Genomic DNA, 17,465 nt, shown 5'->3' on the forward strand with positions numbered 1-17,465 from the left:
AAAGAGGCTCACGAAGCGTTAGGCAATTCCGGCGAGAGAAAGATGGGGGTGGCGAGAGATATGCGCGCCGCCCTTTCCGTGTCGAGAGCTGACGAAGCGAGAGCGTCGAGCAACAGGTTCAAGTGATTTCGCGCGGGCGCGGCGAACCGTCCGTGTGAAGCGCGTTTAGGAGCAATGGATGGCCACCAAGGCAAAGACGCTGCAGGCGAAGGACAAGGAAAAAGACGACAAGGCAGCGGATGCTCCGGAGAAGGATTCCCAGGACGCGCCCTCGCCGTTGCTCGATCTGTCCGACGCGGCCGTGAAGAAGATGATCAAGCAGGCCAAGAAGCGCGGCTTCGTGACCTTCGATCAGCTCAACGAAGTTTTGCCGTCCGACCAGACCTCGCCCGAGCAGATCGAGGACATCATGTCCATGCTCTCGGACATGGGCATCAACGTCACCGAAGCTGACGATAGCGAAGGCGAAGAGGAAAAGGACGAGGGCGGCGAGGACGAGACCGACAACGAGCTCGTCGAGGTCACGCAAAAGGCCGTCACCGAGGTCAAGAAGAGCGAGCCGGGCGAACGCACCGACGATCCCGTGCGCATGTATCTGCGCGAGATGGGCACGGTCGAGCTGCTGTCCCGCGAAGGCGAAATCGCGATTGCCAAGCGCATCGAGGCCGGCCGCGAGGCAATGATCGCAGGCCTGTGCGAAAGCCCGCTGACCTTCCAGGCCATCATCATCTGGCGCGACGAGCTCAACGAAGGCAAGATCTTCCTCCGCGACATCATCGATCTCGAAGCGACCTATGCCGGGCCCGACGCCAAGGCCGGCATGAACACCGCGATGATCGCCGGCCCCAACGGCGAGAACGGCGAAGCCCCGGCCGAAGGCGGCCAGCCTGCCGCTGTCGGCGCGCCCGCGCATGTCGCGCCGCCCGCTGCTCCCCCGTCGCCGACCCCGTTCCGCGCTGGTCAGCCCGCCCCCGGCGGCAGCCAGGGTGGCGAGGAAAAGGATCCGGGCGAAGCCGCCGCCGAAGCGGACATGGACGACGACGACGAGTTCGAGAACCAGATGTCGCTCGCGGCCATCGAGGCCGAGCTCAAGCCGAAGGTCGTCGAGATCTTCGACAAGATCGCCGACAGCTACAAGAAGCTGCGCAAGCTTCAGGAGCAGGACATCCAGAACCAGCTCGAGAGCACCTCGCACGGGCCCTCGCTGTCGCCGCACCAGGAGCGCAAGTACCGCAAGCTCAAGGACGAGATCATCGTCGAGGTGAAGTCGCTGCGCCTGAACCAGGCGCGTATCGATTCACTGGTCGAGCAGCTCTACGACATCAACAAGCGCCTCGTCTCGCACGAGGGCCGACTGATGCGTCTTGCCGACAGCCATGGCGTCGCGCGTGAGGATTTCCTGCGCAACTACACCGGCTCGGAGCTCGATCCGCGCTGGCTCAACCGCGTCTCGAAGCTTTCGGCCAAGGGCTGGAAGAATTTCGTCCATATCGAGAAGGACCGCATCAAGGACCTCCGCCACGAGGTGCATCAGCTTGCGGCCCTCACCGGCCTCGAGATCGTCGAGTTCCGCAAGATCGTGCACTCCGTGCAGAAGGGCGAGCGCGAAGCCCGTCAGGCCAAGAAGGAGATGGTGGAAGCCAACCTCCGTCTCGTGATCTCGATCGCGAAAAAATACACCAACCGCGGCCTGCAGTTCCTCGACCTGATCCAGGAAGGCAACATCGGCCTGATGAAGGCGGTCGACAAGTTCGAGTACCGCCGCGGCTACAAGTTCTCGACCTACGCGACGTGGTGGATCCGGCAGGCGATCACCCGCAGCATTGCGGACCAGGCCCGCACCATCCGCATCCCCGTGCACATGATCGAGACGATCAACAAGATCGTGCGCACGAGCCGCCAGATGCTCAACGAGATCGGCCGCGAGCCGACCCCGGAAGAGCTCGCCGAAAAGCTCGGCATGCCGCTCGAAAAGGTTCGCAAGGTCCTCAAGATCGCCAAGGAGCCGCTGTCGCTCGAAACGCCCGTCGGTGACGAAGAGGATTCACACCTCGGCGATTTCATCGAGGACAAGAACGCGATCCTCCCCATCGACGCCGCGATCCAGTCGAACCTGCGCGAAACCACCACCCGCGTGCTCGCCTCGCTCACCCCGCGCGAAGAGCGCGTCCTGCGCATGCGCTTCGGCATCGGCATGAACACCGATCATACGCTGGAAGAAGTCGGCCAGCAGTTCAGCGTGACGCGCGAACGTATCCGCCAGATCGAGGCGAAGGCGCTGCGCAAGCTGAAGCATCCGTCGAGGTCAAGGAAGCTGCGGAGCTTCTTGGATAACTGATTACTTTTTCCATGCCGGCCATCTGGCATGTATGAACGGCGGGCGAAAGTCCGCCGTTTTATTTTGATCTAGGTTGCTTTGCTTGCATATCGCTCCATAATCGCAGCATGAGCAGGCCGCTTGGACCGAAGGAAACCCAAATCATGGAATTTCTCCATGATCGTGTTTTCGACCCGATACTTAACTCTACAAGCGCATCGGCGCCTCTCAAGCAGGGTATTCGGCTAACTATCATTCGGATGAAAGAGCGGGATGCCGTCGGAATGGTCGACTACTTTTGGGCGGCGTTAAAGGGGACGGAGCGAAGTATTGGCTTCGCGGCTAGGATGCGCAATGAGGGCTTTGAGCGGTTTGAAGAAGCACTCGAAGATTTTCGTATCCGGTTTGACGATCGGTTTTTGAGGCCTTAGTTCCGCGTCGAAACTAGCTAATTGAACTTCAGTTTTATGATGTCTAGGTCACGCGGCTTGCGCGCGCTGCCGATCCAAGTCTGTTCAATCTTGCTAATTTTGGCGAGGTCGACACAGATATCCTTCACGTTCGTAACGCGTAACATGTGAGCCTGAAGAAGCGCTTCCCAAACTTGGACAAACGACATTGGTCCAAATTCACTCAAGAGTTCGACCAAGTTCTTAGAAGCAATGGCTTTCTGCTCTTCGACGATCTCATCAATAGCGATTTCCTGAATATCGGCGTCCAAGCCAGAGAATAAATCTGATAAGCCAGATCGGTCTTGCCTCCTGCGCTCCTTGGCATCGGCGCGATCGCGAGCATTTATCTTTAGTGCGTTGTATTCTGCCTCTCGAAACGCCTTTAGGCCGTCGCGCGATTTGGTTCCGTACGCAATGAAGAAGTGTGGGCGATCAGCAGTCGGACGGTCAATCTTGGTTGAAACTACAAAATCGAAATTTCCTGCCACTGCAAGGTTCTCGCGGAACAAGCGTTCAACTGCGCGCCCTCGTGGCAAGGTTGAGTCGAGTCGGGCTTCCCATCCAGCACCGCCAAGAATAGGATCAAGCGATGCGATAGTCTTCGGATCGTTCATCGAAGCTGCGCGGTTAATGAAGTCATACATGAAGTTGATCAACACTTCACATTTTGGACGCTTGAAAAGCGTCCCAACCTCGCTGAGCGAGTAGCCGGTCCATCCAGTCGGATCGATGAATATCAACGGAAAGAAGCGGCCGATAAACGTCTCTATTTCGGGAATCGCGCTTTCAAATTCACCGCAATAGGTCTTAATCTCGAAATCTTCTTCCGGCTTGTTAAAGGGAGCAATAGCCGCAGCCAATTTTGCGTAAGCTCGGCGATTGTTCTCAGAAAAGAAGCAGCGAACCTTTGGGCGACGGCCGATCTGCGATTGCATCTTTGTTTGCGCGTCTCTCAAGACGCTAATCGCGATCATGAAAGATGAATCAATAAAGTCTTCGGTCTTAGTTTCCCAAGGACCAGAAAATCCATCGACATAGGCTATATCAGAGAAGCGAAGAACTTTGAACGCGAGCGCCTGTAGGTACCTTTTTAAGATGAAGTGCTTTGCCTTGGTTTGCTCGCGATCGAAATAGGGGTCGGTCACAGCGACTCCTCTCTACTCGGCGGCCTCTAGTTGAACGCTTTGACGGCCGATATCGGGATACTGATTCCATTCTCGGCCTCGAAGTAATCGCCCGCCGGACTTTGGGCGCACGCCACCCCACTGCTTGAAAAAAAATGCAACTCTGGCAGTTCGGCATTGATCGCGTATTTCGAGCGCCCACTCTTCATTCATTGGACGGGCGCGAGGACCGCTTTCGCCACCTACAATTGCCCAATTGATTCCTGTTAGATCAACTTTGCCCACAGGGCCGAGCAGAGGTTCAAATGAAACGAACTTTATCGAGGCTGGCGCGGCACGAAGATGCTTCAATCGAACAGCATTCTTCGCGTCCTCTATAGATACGCCAAGCCAAATATGGGGAGGAGCCTTAGCTGGGTCGTATCTCCCGCGGAGATACCGCGCCATAAGCGAACTACGCTTGGTCAACACCTGATACGTATGCCAGTTGGCGGCTTCCATCGTATCGAACACCGCATCAATGAACGACCTTGGAATTTCCTTATGAAATAGGTCGCTCATGGAGTTGACGAAGATGCGTCGCGGCTGTCGCCAGTTCAGCGGTTGCTGCAGCCGCTCCGGACGCAACTGTAGGTCAAAACCATTTTGGAATGGATGACCAGGTACGCCACGAAACCGCTCCGAAAAGCGCTCGGCGTAGCAGAGGTCGCAGCCGCGAGTGATCTTCGTGCAACCCGTCACCGGATTCCACGTCGCATCGGTCCACTCGATTTCAGTCGAACTTGCCATCTATGCACCATAGAACAAAAAGAGAACGTAGTCTAGCTAATAGTAATCTACCAACTCTCGACAACACCTTAGGTTAACTGAACCGTATCAAGCGCTATCGAGAAAGCAGGATTTGGGCTCATCCAACTCAACACCAAGATTGCTATCGTTAACTTATGCCGACTCCCCACTTTACGGTCTGGTACAACACCCGCTGCCCCGTCTGCGATGCCGGCATCGACTGGCAGCGCAACAAGCTGCTGGCGCTGGTGCGCGCGGGCACGATCGAGTTCAGGGATATCAACGAGCAGCCCGATGCGCTGGCGCGCTTTGGCGCCTCGCTCGACGACATCAGGCGGCGACTGCATGCGATCGATGAGGCCGGGCGGCTCGTCGTCGGCGCGGATGTCGCGATTGCGCTGTGGCTGATAACGCCGGGGGAGGGGTGGCTTGCGGCGCTGTTCGGCAATCGCGCGGCGCTGCCGTTCACGCGGTTCTTCTATGATCGGTTTGCCGATCTGCTGTTTGCCTGGAATAAACGGTGCGGGCGCTGGTGAGCGCCTGTCTGTGTCGACCTACTTCTTCTTCGCCCCGACCCGCTCGATCCGCTTGATCTCGGGCGCCGGGCGGCCGCCCTTTTCGGCGATCTCGCGGTCCTGCTCCATGATGAAGTTGCGCGCGGGTTCGTCGCCGTCGAGGCCGCCGAGCAGTTCGGCGGGCACGCGGCGGTTGGAGCGCTGGGTATCGTCTTCATAGAAGACGTTGAAGAAGGCGAATTCGCCTTTGGGATTGGTTCCGGGTTTTTTGGCCATGGCGGGCTTGTCGTCGATCAGGGCGCCGCAGTCAAATGACTTTGCGGGCTGCACGCGCCGATACCCTCGGAATCCACCGCGCAACAGATCGAATAAGCGCATTTTGGGGATGGGAGCGCCCGGCGCTTCGGTCCGATGCAGACCCCTCAATAAACGGCGGGCCGCAAAGCCCGCCGTTTATTTTTGGTCTTCAGCGTCGCCCGGGGCTGGCAGGGCAACAACCTAAAATAGAAGGCTAGTACCTTCGCCCTGCAATGGCAAGGCAAATCGTGGGAGCGCGGTGTCGCAGCGAGCGCATCAGATATGCGTTGATCGCGACGTCCAGTTTCGATGTGCGCCGAAGCAATTGTTTGAACGAACAAATTACTTCGTTCATATTCGTGCCTCTCGCAACGCCGCGAGAGTCGCATGCTCTGTGGGAAGGCGCGTTGGGCTGCACGTCTTCCCGCCTGCGTGCGGATGATGTGATCCCTGTGCGCACGTGCGGGTTCCATTCGTGGCGTCAAATCTCTCCTTCGTCATTCCGAGGCGCGCGTAGCGCGAACCCGGAATCCATGGGGCCGCAGTGTTCGTGGTGGAATGGATTCCGGGCTCGCGACATCGTCGCGCCCCGGAATGACGAGAGAGGGGTGTTAAGGCGCCACCAGCTCCACCCGCCGGTTCAGCGCGCGGCCGGCGTCGGTGGCATTCGAGCCGACCGGTGCCAGCAATCCGACGCCGGCGGTGCGCAGTCTCGGCTGCGCGACGCGAAAGCTCTTCACCAACTCGGCAGCGACCGCCTCCGCGCGGCGCTTCGAGAGGTCGAGATTGTATTCATAGGCGCCCTGGCTGTCGGTGTGGCCGACGATGAAGACGTTGAGCTGCGGCTGGCTCGCCAGCAGCTTTGCGATCTGCTCCAGCGTCGGGCGGCTTTCGGGCTTCAGCACCGCCTTGTCGGTGTCGAAATAGATGCCGTAGAGCGCGATGTGGCCGGTCTCGCCGAGGCCCTTGGCCATCGCAGCCGCATCCACCATCTTGTTCGCGATCGCGCCCAACTCGGCGACGGTGACCTGCGCGGTGATGTCCTGATTGTTCTGGCTGACGATGACGCTGGCAAAGGTCTCGCGCCCGCCCTCGCTCTTGCGACCGGCAAAATAGCGATAGTTGAAGCCGTCGACCCACATCTGCGGCACCGGCAGCGTGTCGATGCTCTCCGTGAAGGGAATGGCGCCGCAAGCGTCGGTGTCGCAGGCGAGCAGGGTCTCGAAGCCGGCTTTCGCGAGCTGCGTCTCGAAATTGCGCGACACCTCCAGGATCGACGGGCCCGGATTGGTGCGATAGGCGATGCGGAAGATCCGGCCTTCGAGCCGCCGCGCATCGGTCGGCTGACCGTCCTTGAAGGCTGCGGCCTGCATCCGCGTCGCGTCAAAATCCTTCATCACATAGCCGGTGATGACGCTGCCGGCGAACCGCCCGATGCCGGGATAATCACGCCCGCCTGCCACATCGCGCGTCTGTGCTGAGGCGGCGGTGTGAAGGGTGAGCAAAGCGAGGACAGCAAGCATCCGGCAGGGAATGGGCATGGTCATCTCGATCGATTGGAGCCAGGGTGAGCGCTGCCCTTTAGTCGCGCCCATGCAGCAATCGGTTCTGGCGGGTTTGCCGCTTTGACGCGAATCCCGTTCCCGGGCATGATCGCGTCGCCTTCCGCACATAGTTCCAAAGGATTTTCCCGCATGTTGAGACACGCCCTAGCCGTCGTTTCCTTTGCTTGTCTCGCCGGCGGATCGGCGCAGGCCGCGCGCTGCGGCGGCGACTTCAACAGTTTTGTCGCCGGCATGACCGCGGAAGCGCAAGCGGCCGGCGTCTCGGCGGGCGTGACCAGCGCGGCCTTCAGCGGCATCACCCAGGATGGCGCCGTGCTCGCCTTCGACCGGCGCCAGCGCTACACTTTTAATAAGAGCTTTGAGCAGTATGTCTCGACCCGCGTCGGCCCCGGCCGCATCAATGGCGGCAAGGCGCTGCTGCAGCGTCACGCCGCGCTGTTGTCGCGCATCGAGCAGCAGTTCGGCGTGCCACGCTACATCCTGGTCGCGATCTGGGGGCTGGAGAGCGATTTCGGCAAAGGCGACATCGGCAAGCTGCCTGTGATCCGTACGCTCGCCACGCTCGCGCATGATTGCCGCCGCACTGAGCTTTTCCAGGGCGAGCTGCTTGCCGCCCTCAAGATCGTGCAGCGCGGCGACCTGCCGCTGCGCGACCTCATCGGCGCCTATGCCGGCGAGATCGGCCAGACCCAGTTCCTGCCGTCGTCCTACATCAAATACGGCGTCGATTTCGACGGCGACGGCCATGTCGACCTCCGCCACAGCGTCCCCGACGTGCTGGCTTCGACCGCGAACCTGCTGCACACCAACGGCTTCAAGATGGGCCAACCCTACGGCGAGGGCACCGCCAATTTCGAGGCGATGCGCGAGTGGAACAGGGCGGTGATCTATCGCAAGACGATCGGGTATTTTGCCGATCGGCTGGCGGGGCAGTAACCACACAACCGGTGTCATCGCCCGGCTTGACCGGGCGATCCAGTACTCCGAGCCGGTTGAGTTCATTCGAGAAGGTGCGGCGTACTGGATTCCCCGCTTTCGCGGGGAATGACAGCGGTGGGCGTGTCGCGACAAAAGCGCCCCTGACTACTTCCCCTTCGCCATCCTCTCCAGCTTCCTTTGCAACGGCGCCCAATAGGTCCCCGGACGAAAGCGCTGCAACAAATCCATGAAGCGGGCGTCGTTGCCGATCAGGATGCGCGGCTCGTTCTTTTCGATGCCCTTGATGATGCACAGCGCCGCGTCCTTCGGCGTGGTCCTGGCCGCAGTCTCGAACCGCTCGATCATCTGCGAGCGGCGGGCATTGTCGGTGACGCCGACCCCGGTGCGCGAATTGCGCGCGATCGCGGTGGCGATGCCGCCGGGATGCACGACCGACAGTTTGACGGGACTGCCCGCAACCGCGAGCTCATGCCGCACGCTCTCGGAAAAACCGCGCACTGCGAATTTGGCTGCCGCATAGGCCGATTGTCCCGGCGGCGCGATGATGCCGAAGATCGAGGAGACGTTGACGATATGCGCCTCTGTCAGCGTTTTCAGATGCGGCAGGAAGGCGCGCGTGCCGTGCACCACGCCCCAGAAATTGATATCGAACAGCCACTCCATTTGCGCCTGATCGATTTCCTCGAACGTCCCCAGCAGCGCCACGCCGGCGTTGTTGATGACGATGTTGAGCACGGGATGCGCCGCTGTCGCTTCGCTCGCAAATTGTGCGATGTCGCCGGCTTCGCTGACATCGACGCGATGGACCGTCACCTTGCGCTGCTTGCCGATCTCCGCCGCAAGCGCCTTCAGCCCGGCCTCGTCGCGGTCGGCGAGCGCGAGGTCACAGCCGCGCTGGGCGAGTTCGATCGCGAGTGCGCGGCCGATGCCGCTGGCGGCTCCCGTAATGGCGGCCGCGCCGCGAATCGTGGTCATGATCCCCCCGTCAAGCCTCCGCTGTGGAACAATGATTTACATTTTTTCAGAATGGAACCGAACTGTATCCGATTTGGCCCCTTAACATACGTTACTTGACGGAGGCGGCAGCATTGGGAGCCATCGATGGGACAAGCACAGCCATTTCGCGCAACCGCACTCATCGTCGAAGACGACCCCATGCAGCGGGAGATGCTCAGTCTGCTGCTCGAGGAGAGCGGCTACCAGGTCATCCAGTGCGAAAGCGCGGAAGCCGCCGAGCTTGTGCTCGATAAGAACGCCGGCGCACTCTGCCTGATGCTGACGGACGTGCAGCTCGCAGGCCGCATGAACGGCGTCGAGCTCGCGCACGTCGCCAAGGACCGCAATCCGAAGCTCGACGTCGTCGTGACCTCCGGCCGCCCGTTGATGCAGCCCTTGCCCGACGGGGCAAAATTCTGGGCCAAGCCCTGGGCACCGTTGGACGTGCTGCGCGAGGCCGAGATCGCGCAATTGTCCTGACGGCCGATCCACGCGGCTGGCTTTCTTGCCATGCGCCGGACTGATAAGGTCCGGCCATGTCCTGGTCCTTCCTGCTCACCTCGCTCATCGTCGTCGCCTCGCCCGGCACCGGCGTGCTCTATACGCTGGCTGCGGCGCTCACCCGCGGCTCGCGCGCCAGCGTCGCGGCGGCGTTCGGCTGCACGCTCGGGATCGTGCCGCACATGATGGCGGCGATGCTGGGCCTTGCCGCCGTGCTCCACACCAGCGCGCTCGCCTTCGCCGCGCTGAAGTGGGGCGGCGTGCTCTATCTGCTCTATATGTCCTGGCAGGCGCTACGGGAAACAGGCGCGCTGGCGGTCGAGGGCGAGATCAAGGAGCGCTCCAGCGGCCGTGTCATCGTCACAGGCTTCCTGATCAACATCCTCAATCCGAAACTGTCGATCTTCTTCCTCGCCTTCCTGCCGCAGTTCATCGCGGTGGACGAGATCCACGTGCTGGCGCGGATGCTGGAATTGAGCGGCGCGTTCATGGCGATGACCTTTGCCGTGTTCGTCCTCTACGGCCTCTGCGCGGCGTCGGTGCGCGAACGCGCCATCTCCCGTCCCCGTGTCATGGCCTGGCTGCGCCGCAGCTTTGCGGCTGGGTTCGCATTGCTCGGCGCCAAACTGGCGTTCGCGGAGCGGTAGCTTCTTCACCCAATAAAAAAGCGGGCCCTGCGCCCGCTGCCTTCCAACTCTCTCACCTTACCCGAGGCCCGGGCGGAGCGAGACTCCACCCGGGCAAAGACACAGGCTGGCTACTTCTTCTTCGCTGCCTTCTTGGCCTTTTTCTTCGTCGCCTTCTTCGCCTTCTTCGCTTTCTTAGCCATAGTATCCTCTTAAGGGTTCATGGTTAAACGCGACACGAGGGATGCTCGGCGGAGGGCCAGCCTCGCAACATCCTCGCGCACAAATTCAGCAGATTCGCAGGTCTCTGCCCTCTGCTGTCACATCCGTGTCATCACGTTATCCACAGCTCAGATGCGTTTTCGGGTGATTTTTGCCCGCGAATCCGCATCGAAGCGCCTGCGGCTGCGTCGCCGACGACATGCCTAACGATCCGACAATCGCCGCGGCGTTCATGAATCCAAAACCAAGGGCGCGCTTTGACGGATCGCGGTGAGGTTCCGTTAAGTGCAATCCGCGCATTGTTCTCCGCAAGAAAACGGGGACGGGTCATGGACGAACGGCTGCCAGAGATTTGGGGCGCGACGCTGCGCGCGTTGCGATCGCCATGCTGAACGTGCCGACACTCTGGACGGTCTTCGTCGTCAACTTCCTGGCGCTCGGCCTGATCTGGGCCTATGTGACGCGCTCCTATCCGAAATTCGCGGCCGCGCGGTTCTGGATGGCATCGTCCTTCGTCGGCGCCACGGGCGCGATGACGGCCCTCATCCGCCTGTTCGTCGATTCTCCGCTGCCGCTTTTGTTCGGAGCCGCCGGTGTCATTGCGGCGAGCTGCTTCGCCGCCATGGGCATCCAGCGCTTCTATGATCGGCCAGTCTCTTGGCGCATCATGGTCGTCACGGGCGCCCTGAGCCTCGGCGGCGTGGTCTTCTTCATGGTCGTCGTCGACCACATGCAACTGCGCATGGCGAGCTACACGCTCGGCCAGGCCCTGCCGCTGGTGCTGTCGCTGCGTCTGCTGCTGGCGCCGCCGGAAGGCCGCGTCAGTCCGGGCGCGCGGCTGTCCGGCATCGTGATCCTCACCATCATCGCGATCTTCATGGTCCGTTCGGTGGGCAATCTGCTCGGCGGCGATTTCTCGGCGGTCGCCGGCGGTCAGGCCCATGCCGTGATGGTGCTCGGGCTGCTGTTCCTGTCGATGACACTCAATTTCGGCTTCCTGCTGATGGCGATGGACCGGCTGCGCAACGAGGTCGCCGACCTCGCGTTGCTCGACGATCTCACCGGCGTCGCCAACCGGCGGCATCTGTTGCAGCGCCTGTCCGAGGAATGCGCCCGTTCGGAGCGCAGCGGCGAGCCGTTCTCGCTGCTGGTGATCGATCTCGACGGCTTCAAGACCATCAACGACACCCATGGCCACGCCGCGGGCGACGAGTGCCTGCGCCACTTCACCCTGATGGCGCAGACGCGGCTCAGGCCCGGCGACATGCTTGCCCGCACCGGCGGCGACGAGTTTTGCGTCGTGCTGCCGTCGTCGTCGCTGCGCGGGGCCGCCGCGATCGCCCGTCGCGTGCTCGAGGTCTGCCGCCAGGACGCTGCCGCCTGCACAGCCAAGGATATCCCGATCGCGATCTCGATCGGCGTCGCCGAGTGGGACCGCGGCATCGGCCAATTCCCGGACCGCCTGATCGCGCATGCCGATCACGCGCTCTATGCCGCCAAGAAGAACGGCAAGAACGATTTTGCGGTCTACGATCCAGCGCCGCCACTCTCGCCCGAACCGAACAGCGTGAGCGAAGCTACGCGCAAATTCGCGTAAAGCCTGCTACGTTGGGGTCTGTTGCTGGACCCTTGTGATGATGTCTCGCCTGTTCGCGGCTTTTTTCGCCGCTCTTTTTCTGATCGCACCTGCTGCCGCAACGGACGCCGAGCTTGCGAAGCTCGCGCGCAGCCCCGGCACGCCCGACATTCCCGGCCTGAAGATTGTCTGGCTCGCGCCGTGGGGCGATGTCGCCAAGGCTCATGCCTGGCGCAACATCATCGTGCACCAGACCGAGGGGCCGACAGGCTCGGCGCGCGGCGGCGCGGCGGAGCAATCGAAGAACCCGACGCGGCGCGGCGTCACGGTGTGGGTGGAGACTGACGGCACGGTGTACTGGGCGGTCGCGGAAAATCTGGTGCCGACCCATGGCGACGGCGCCAACCGCAACGACAACAAGTACATCGACAACCGGTCGACCTATCGCCAGGTGGTGCGCGACACCTCAATCGGGGTCGAGTTCGCCGGCAATTATCCCGACGTCACGGCAGGCCCCACCGAGGCGCAGGTCGCGGCATGGAAGATCCTCGTAAAAGTGCTGCGTGCGCGCTACGACATCCCGCTCGACCACGTCTATGCGCACAACTGGATCGACTACAAGGACGCCCGCTATTGCGAAGGCTGCTGGCTCGCGACGCTGGCGCGGACTTGGGGGGAGTGACGAGCTACACCGTCTCCGCCATCCACCCGAAAAACCGCCGCATCAATCCCGGCCGCCGCGGCAGTTCCGGCGGGTCGTCTGCCGCCAGCACGCGTTTGAAGAAGTAGTCCAGGAACACCATGTCGTTCGGCTCGGTGACGGTGAATGTCTCCTCGCCGAAGAAGACGCTGTAGTTGAAGAAGAACGGCCCCATGATCGGGATCGTCGCGGTTGAGGCGTAGTCCTTGGAGATCACGAACTCCGATGGCTCGAGCCCGTGCTCGCGCATCGCCTGCTCGACCAGCGGCAGCCTGCGCATGAACGGGGCTTCGAAGCCGCCGACGGTGGATTGCAAAATGATCGACACGGTCGGTGTCCGTCCGCTTGATGCTGGTCGCTCTCATGTCTGGGTCGGTTGACCGGCGACGCCGGTTCAAGATGCCTCGCCCGCATCTCCGCGAACATGCTGCAGCTCACACAAACAAAAAAGCCGGCGTTGCCGCCGGCTTTCTGTCTCTTGTCGATCCGCCAATTCCTGGCGCTAAAATCCCGCTTAGAGCGCGGCTTCCAGCGCGGCCTGTTCGGCCCTTGCAATCGTGCCCTTGACCGCGGCCTGCACCTTCTCGAAGGCGCGGACTTCGATCTGGCGGACGCGCTCGCGCGACACGCCGAACTCGGCAGCAAGGTCTTCCAACGTCATCGGCTCATCGGCGAGGCGGCGGGCCTCGAAGATGCGGCGTTCGCGCGGGTTGAGCACACCCATGGCGCCATTGAGGGCGTCGCGGCGGTGATCATACTCCTCATGCTCGGCCAGCATGGCTTCCTGGTTGGGCGAATTGTCGACCAGCCAGTCCTGCCATTCGCCGGCTTCGCCGTCATCGCGGATCGGTGCGTTGAGCGACGCGTCGCCGCCGAGGCGGCGGTTCATGTCGATCACGTCCTGATCGGTGACGCCGAGGCGCTTGGCAATGATCTTCACCTGGTCGGGGCGGAGATCGCCTTCGTCCAGCGCGGAAATCTTGCTCTTCGCCTTGCGCAGGTTGAAGAACAGCTTTTTCTGGTTCGCGGTGGTGCCCATCTTCACGAGCGACCAGGAACGCAGGATGTACTCTTGAATCGACGCCTTGATCCACCACATCGCGTAGGTGGCGAGACGGAAGCCCTTCTCGGGCTCGAAACGCTTCACCGCCTGCATCAGGCCGACATTGCCTTCCGAGACGACCTCGGAGATCGGCAGGCCGTAGCCGCGATAGCCCATGGCGATCTTGGCCACGAGCCGGAGATGGCTGGTGACGAGTTGGTGTGCGGCGTCGCGATCATCGTGTTCACGCCAGCGCTTGGCGAGCATGTATTCCTGCTGGGGTTCCAGCATCGGGAACTTGCGAATTTCGCCGAGGTAACGGGAAAGGCCGGATTCTCCATTGAGGACCGGCAGGGCAGCGGTACGGGCCATGGTTAGCCCCTCCAAAGGTTCAGGCCCCCGATAGCGGCGGGCCAGGCAGACGACCGCTTTGTCAAAGCCGGCCGGGCTGCGATGTTCCGTTGGTCACTTCCAACGCAGCCGCAATATACCCCATGGGGGGGCAAAAAGGGAAGGATTGCTGACGTCACGTCCCCGTGTGGCAGCTATAACTTTTTGTAATGTAACGCTTTTCTTAAAGGCCCTGCGTCATAGCGCCGCTTTCAAAGCGCCTTCAAGGAGAAGCAAATCCTCTGGCAAGCCCGCCTCCCAGTGAAGAAGTTCTCCGCTCCGGGGGTGTTCAAGTACCAGCAAATAAGCATGCAGGGCCTGCCGTCCAAGCGCGGCTAACGCGGCCTGCGACTCGGGGCCGAGCTGGTTCGCCTTGGTCTTGAAATGGGGGCCATAGACCGCGTCGCCCATCAGGGGATGACCGATATGGGCGAGGTGGACCCGGATCTGGTGGGTGCGCCCGGTTTCGAGCTCGCAGGCGAGCAGGGAGGCGATCGGCTTGCCGTCGCGGCCGCTAAAACTCTCGAGCAGCTCCCAATGCGTCACGGCCTCGCGGCCGCCTTGGCGCACCGCCATCTTCTCGCGCGCATGCGGGTGGCGGTCGATCGGGGCATCGACGGTGCCGCGGTGGCGGCCCAGAAGTCCCCAGGCAAAGGCCATGTAGCCGCGCCGCATCGGCCCGGTGCGGCCGTGGTCGGCGAATTGGGCGGTGAGCGAGGCATGGGCGAGGTCGTTCTTGGCGACCACCATCAACCCGGTCGTGTCCTTGTCCAGCCGGTGCACGATGCCGGGCCGGCGCACTCCGCCGATGCCGGACAGCGAGCCGCCGCAATGGGCGATCAGCGCGTTGACCAATGTGCCGGTCTCGTGGCCGGCCGCAGGATGTACGACGAGGCCCTTCGGCTTGTTGAGGACGACGATATCGTCATCCTCAAACACGATATCCAGCGCAATATCCTCTCCCCTGGGCTCCGGCGGGGCGGCTTCAGGTACGTCGATTATGATCGTATCGCCGGATGCGACGTGATAAGCGGGGTCGCGGACCGCGGCGGCCTTGAGGCTCACCGCGCCCGCCAGGATCAGGGCTTTCAGCCGAGATCGCGACAGGTCGGTGAGGTGCGCCGCCAGCACGCGGTCGAGCCGGGTCGAGCCCTCATCGCCGGCAACGATAACCTCCAACCTTTGCGCAGAGCCAGAATTTTCCATGACGACGTCTGATACCGCTGTTCCCGAACCGAGCCCCGAGCAGGCCGCGCTGTTCGCGCGGGTGCGGCGGATGATGCTGATCGCGGGGTTGACCACGGCGCTGGCAATCTGCGCCGTCCTGATCGCGGTGGGCTACCGCCTTTTCAAGTCGGAGGGAAGGGCGGCGGAGGTGGCCAGTGACGTCACAGCGACCCTGCCCAAGGGCGCCAGGATCGTCGCGACCGGGGTCGCCGGCGACCGCCTCGTGGTTACGCTGGATGTCGGCGGGGTCACCGAGATCCGCACCTTTGACGTCCACACGTTGAAGCCGGCCGGAAAGCTGAAATTTGCCAATGAGCCCTAAAAGGGCCATTCGGGTCCTTGCGGCGGACAAATTTCGAGGTTATTGGCTAGCCCTCACGCTCCCTTCGTCTAGCGGTTAGGACGCGGCCCTCTCAAGGCTGAAACAGGGGTTCGATTCCCCTAGGGAGCGCCAAATCCGCGATATTTCAAGACATTGGACGATGCGGCTCCGCATCGCATCGGCGGAATTTGCTACTTTGTGCACGTCGATTAGCCACTTCACGGTCGGTCGTCTGGCCGACCCGAACCGCCCGGCGGCACCGGCAAATCGACGCGCGCCTGTATCGTCTTGCGTTTACACCGACGCAGAGTGAGGCGCTTCGGGCCGCAGCTTTTCCCGCCGCGCGATGGTTGCATGACAAACGCATGGCCCGGCTCAACGTCTGATCGAGCGGCGATCGCGAGAGGAGCGCTGGCCGTATTTCAGTGATGCGCCGAAACACTCCTGACGGTCTCGGTCAGCAAATCACCTGACGTGGAACGGCTGACGTCACCCAGACTGATGATGCCGACCATCCGCTTACTCTTGTTGATGACCGGCAGCCTGCGGACCTGCAGCTTCTCCATATGATGCATCGCCTTTGCGAGGTCATCGTCCTCCCGGCAGCAATGGATGCCTTCAGTCATTACATCGCGCGCCGTCGCGCGGCCGGCATCGAAGTTGTGGCTTGCGAGCCCTTTGCAGACAATGTCGCGGTCGGTCACCATCCCGACCAGTTTGTCGTCCTCGCCAATCGGAATGCAGCCGATGTCATGAGCCCGCATCAATTTGGCGAGTTCGGCGATAGGAGTGTTGGGGCTGACCCAGTCGACGCCCTTGTGCATCGCATCTTTGACTTTCATGGAGAGCCTCCGTTCTTGGGTTTCAGGCATTGATCGCAGCAGCGCCCCATTTTCTGACGGTACAACCGATCTGGTGCGAGGTCGCAGGAGAAAGCATCATTCCTTGGCGATCCGACAAGCATCGACGCTGTCGCCGCCTCCCGACGGTGACTTCGCGGCCGGGTTCCCGCCCAGCATCGCAAGGGCAATGGGCGGTGCGCAAAATCCTCAGTCGTGCGCGCTAAAGCGCCCGTGCGGTACGTTGGCCGTCAGGCGCGCAAACTGAGCGTGACCCATGTGAAGCAGCGTCTCGTGATCGCCGGCTTCCATATAGATATCCGGCTGCGACTGGATGCTGTCGTCGACGATGGTATCCAGCCCGTAGCATTTGCCGACGGCAGGAACTGCACCATGCGCGCAGTCACGGAACAGCTGATTGATCTCGGCTTCATCGGCCATGTGGACATTGTCACCGAGTGTTGTCCTCAGGTCGGATAGGCGGAGGTGATGCGATGCGGGCAAGACGGCCAGCATATATTCGCCGTCGCGCCGCAACACGATGCCCTTGGCGAGGCGATCGCCCGAGATATGGCACGCCTCAGCCGTGCCAGTGGACGTCATGCGGAGTTCGTGCGGGATCACCTCGTATTGGACGTTTTCAGCGGCTAGGTATTTCTGGAGCGTGGGAGCAATGGCCATGACATCACCTCCGGTGCAGAATGCAAACCATCCACCGCGAGGTCTTGGCTGCAGACTCTTGCCATACGATGGGCGGCTGCCTGACTACAGGCACAACATAAGTCTTCCATCAGCAAGCTGCAATTCGTCGTCGTTGACCAACTCCATGGCGAGATAGTCGGGTAATCGTACTGTCCTACGGTGAAGAGCATGCGGATGCCGCAATGCGCTTCCTCTTTCGAACGGCCCTGGCTGCGCTCCGTCTGGGCACATGAGGCCTCGTCGAAGTTATATAGCAATTTCAATTAGATAATAGTTCTCCCTTTTATCCTGAATGGCGCGCCATTTGTGTCCAGGACTGGGCAC

Annotated in this window: 19 protein-coding genes and 1 tRNA gene; 10 read left to right on the plus strand and 10 right to left on the minus strand. The window is 61.5% G+C overall.

From position 1 onward, the window contains the following. Positions 1 to 178 precede the first annotated feature (178 nt). Together rpoD and B5V03_RS03230 are read left to right on the plus strand one after the other, a co-directional pair. Positions 179 to 2,338, plus strand: coding sequence for an RNA polymerase sigma factor RpoD (gene rpoD, locus B5V03_RS03225; RefSeq protein WP_129267832.1), 2,160 nt, complete (start codon positions 179 to 181; stop codon positions 2,336 to 2,338). Between the two features lie 143 nt (positions 2,339 to 2,481). Continuing rightward, positions 2,482 to 2,748, plus strand: coding sequence for a hypothetical protein (locus tag B5V03_RS03230; RefSeq protein WP_245502151.1), 267 nt, complete (start codon positions 2,482 to 2,484; stop codon positions 2,746 to 2,748). A gap of 17 nt (positions 2,749 to 2,765) precedes the next feature. On the opposite strand, the gene tcmP is transcribed toward B5V03_RS03230, so the two are convergent. Continuing rightward, on the minus strand, positions 2,766 to 3,914 hold the full coding sequence (tcmP, locus tag B5V03_RS03235) for a three-Cys-motif partner protein TcmP (protein ID WP_129267834.1): 1,149 nt from the start codon (positions 3,912 to 3,914) through the stop codon (positions 2,766 to 2,768). Between the two features lie 12 nt (positions 3,915 to 3,926). After that, positions 3,927 to 4,682: a DUF5131 family protein gene (locus B5V03_RS03240; RefSeq protein WP_129267835.1), complete on the minus strand. Its 756-nt coding sequence runs from the start codon at positions 4,680 to 4,682 to the stop codon at positions 3,927 to 3,929. Between the two features lie 155 nt (positions 4,683 to 4,837). On the opposite strand from B5V03_RS03240, the gene B5V03_RS03245 reads away from it, so the two are divergent. Next, the gene (locus B5V03_RS03245) at positions 4,838 to 5,218 is read left to right on the plus strand and encodes a thiol-disulfide oxidoreductase DCC family protein (protein ID WP_129267836.1); all 381 of its coding nucleotides are present in this window, start codon (positions 4,838 to 4,840) and stop codon (positions 5,216 to 5,218) included. A gap of 18 nt (positions 5,219 to 5,236) precedes the next feature. Here B5V03_RS03245 and B5V03_RS03250 read toward each other — a convergent pair whose 3' ends face one another. Beyond that, positions 5,237 to 5,473 (minus strand): hypothetical protein, encoded by a 237-nt coding sequence (locus tag B5V03_RS03250; RefSeq protein ID WP_129267837.1) that lies wholly within the window; start codon positions 5,471 to 5,473, stop codon positions 5,237 to 5,239. Between the two features lie 632 nt (positions 5,474 to 6,105). Continuing rightward, positions 6,106 to 7,035, minus strand: coding sequence for an OmpA family protein (locus B5V03_RS03255; RefSeq protein WP_245502152.1), 930 nt, complete (start codon positions 7,033 to 7,035; stop codon positions 6,106 to 6,108). A gap of 153 nt (positions 7,036 to 7,188) precedes the next feature. Between B5V03_RS03255 and B5V03_RS03260 the strand changes: the two genes are divergently transcribed. Continuing rightward, positions 7,189 to 7,995 carry a lytic murein transglycosylase gene (locus tag B5V03_RS03260; protein WP_129267838.1) on the plus strand — a complete coding sequence of 269 codons (807 nt, stop codon included), beginning with the start codon at positions 7,189 to 7,191 and terminating at the stop codon, positions 7,993 to 7,995. Between the two features lie 147 nt (positions 7,996 to 8,142). On the opposite strand, the gene B5V03_RS03265 is transcribed toward B5V03_RS03260, so the two are convergent. Further along, complete coding sequence (locus tag B5V03_RS03265) at positions 8,143 to 8,973, minus strand: SDR family NAD(P)-dependent oxidoreductase (RefSeq protein WP_129267839.1); 831 nt, start codon at positions 8,971 to 8,973, stop codon at positions 8,143 to 8,145. Between the two features lie 126 nt (positions 8,974 to 9,099). Between B5V03_RS03265 and B5V03_RS03270 the strand changes: the two genes are divergently transcribed. From B5V03_RS03270 to B5V03_RS03285, 4 genes are all read left to right on the plus strand, one after another. Then, positions 9,100 to 9,474 (plus strand): response regulator, encoded by a 375-nt coding sequence (locus B5V03_RS03270; RefSeq protein WP_129267840.1) that lies wholly within the window; start codon positions 9,100 to 9,102, stop codon positions 9,472 to 9,474. A gap of 56 nt (positions 9,475 to 9,530) precedes the next feature. After that, positions 9,531 to 10,142 carry a LysE family translocator gene (locus B5V03_RS03275; protein ID WP_129267841.1) on the plus strand — a complete coding sequence of 204 codons (612 nt, stop codon included), beginning with the start codon at positions 9,531 to 9,533 and terminating at the stop codon, positions 10,140 to 10,142. 586 nt (positions 10,143 to 10,728) lie between these two features. Next, positions 10,729 to 11,940: a GGDEF domain-containing protein gene (locus B5V03_RS03280; protein ID WP_129267842.1), complete on the plus strand. Its 1,212-nt coding sequence runs from the start codon at positions 10,729 to 10,731 to the stop codon at positions 11,938 to 11,940. Positions 11,941 to 11,974: 34 nt separating this feature from the next. Then, positions 11,975 to 12,601: a peptidoglycan recognition protein family protein gene (locus B5V03_RS03285; protein ID WP_129267843.1), complete on the plus strand. Its 627-nt coding sequence runs from the start codon at positions 11,975 to 11,977 to the stop codon at positions 12,599 to 12,601. A 4-nt stretch (positions 12,602 to 12,605) separates the two neighbouring features. Here B5V03_RS03285 and B5V03_RS03290 read toward each other — a convergent pair whose 3' ends face one another. The 3 genes from B5V03_RS03290 to B5V03_RS03300 all read right to left on the minus strand — a co-directional run bounded on the left by B5V03_RS03290 (position 12,606) and on the right by B5V03_RS03300 (position 15,257). Beyond that, complete coding sequence (locus B5V03_RS03290) at positions 12,606 to 12,947, minus strand: hypothetical protein (RefSeq protein ID WP_129267844.1); 342 nt, start codon at positions 12,945 to 12,947, stop codon at positions 12,606 to 12,608. A 186-nt stretch (positions 12,948 to 13,133) separates the two neighbouring features. After that, a complete protein-coding gene (rpoH, locus tag B5V03_RS03295; RefSeq protein ID WP_129267845.1) occupies positions 13,134 to 14,033 on the minus strand; it encodes an RNA polymerase sigma factor RpoH in 900 nt (299 codons plus the stop codon). A 216-nt stretch (positions 14,034 to 14,249) separates the two neighbouring features. Continuing rightward, a complete protein-coding gene (locus B5V03_RS03300) occupies positions 14,250 to 15,257 on the minus strand; it encodes an RluA family pseudouridine synthase (RefSeq protein WP_129267846.1) in 1,008 nt (335 codons plus the stop codon). Here B5V03_RS03300 and B5V03_RS03305 point away from each other — a divergent pair. Together B5V03_RS03305 and B5V03_RS03310 are read left to right on the plus strand one after the other, a co-directional pair. Further along, positions 15,256 to 15,600, plus strand: coding sequence for a hypothetical protein (locus B5V03_RS03305; protein WP_129267847.1), 345 nt, complete (start codon positions 15,256 to 15,258; stop codon positions 15,598 to 15,600). The two genes, B5V03_RS03300 and B5V03_RS03305, sit on opposite strands and share 2 nt — an antisense overlap. A 57-nt stretch (positions 15,601 to 15,657) precedes the next feature. Beyond that, positions 15,658 to 15,732 (plus strand) — tRNA-Glu (locus tag B5V03_RS03310). Between the two features lie 290 nt (positions 15,733 to 16,022). On the opposite strand, the gene B5V03_RS03315 is transcribed toward B5V03_RS03310, so the two are convergent. After that, a complete protein-coding gene (locus B5V03_RS03315) occupies positions 16,023 to 16,442 on the minus strand; it encodes a CBS domain-containing protein (RefSeq protein WP_129267848.1) in 420 nt (139 codons plus the stop codon). A gap of 207 nt (positions 16,443 to 16,649) precedes the next feature. Further along, complete coding sequence (locus B5V03_RS03320) at positions 16,650 to 17,120, minus strand: aminoacyl-tRNA deacylase (protein WP_129267849.1); 471 nt, start codon at positions 17,118 to 17,120, stop codon at positions 16,650 to 16,652. Between the last annotated feature and the right edge of the window lie 345 nt (positions 17,121 to 17,465).

Source organism: Bradyrhizobium betae (assembly GCF_004123905.1).
GTDB lineage: Bacteria > Pseudomonadota > Alphaproteobacteria > Rhizobiales > Xanthobacteraceae > Bradyrhizobium > Bradyrhizobium betae_A.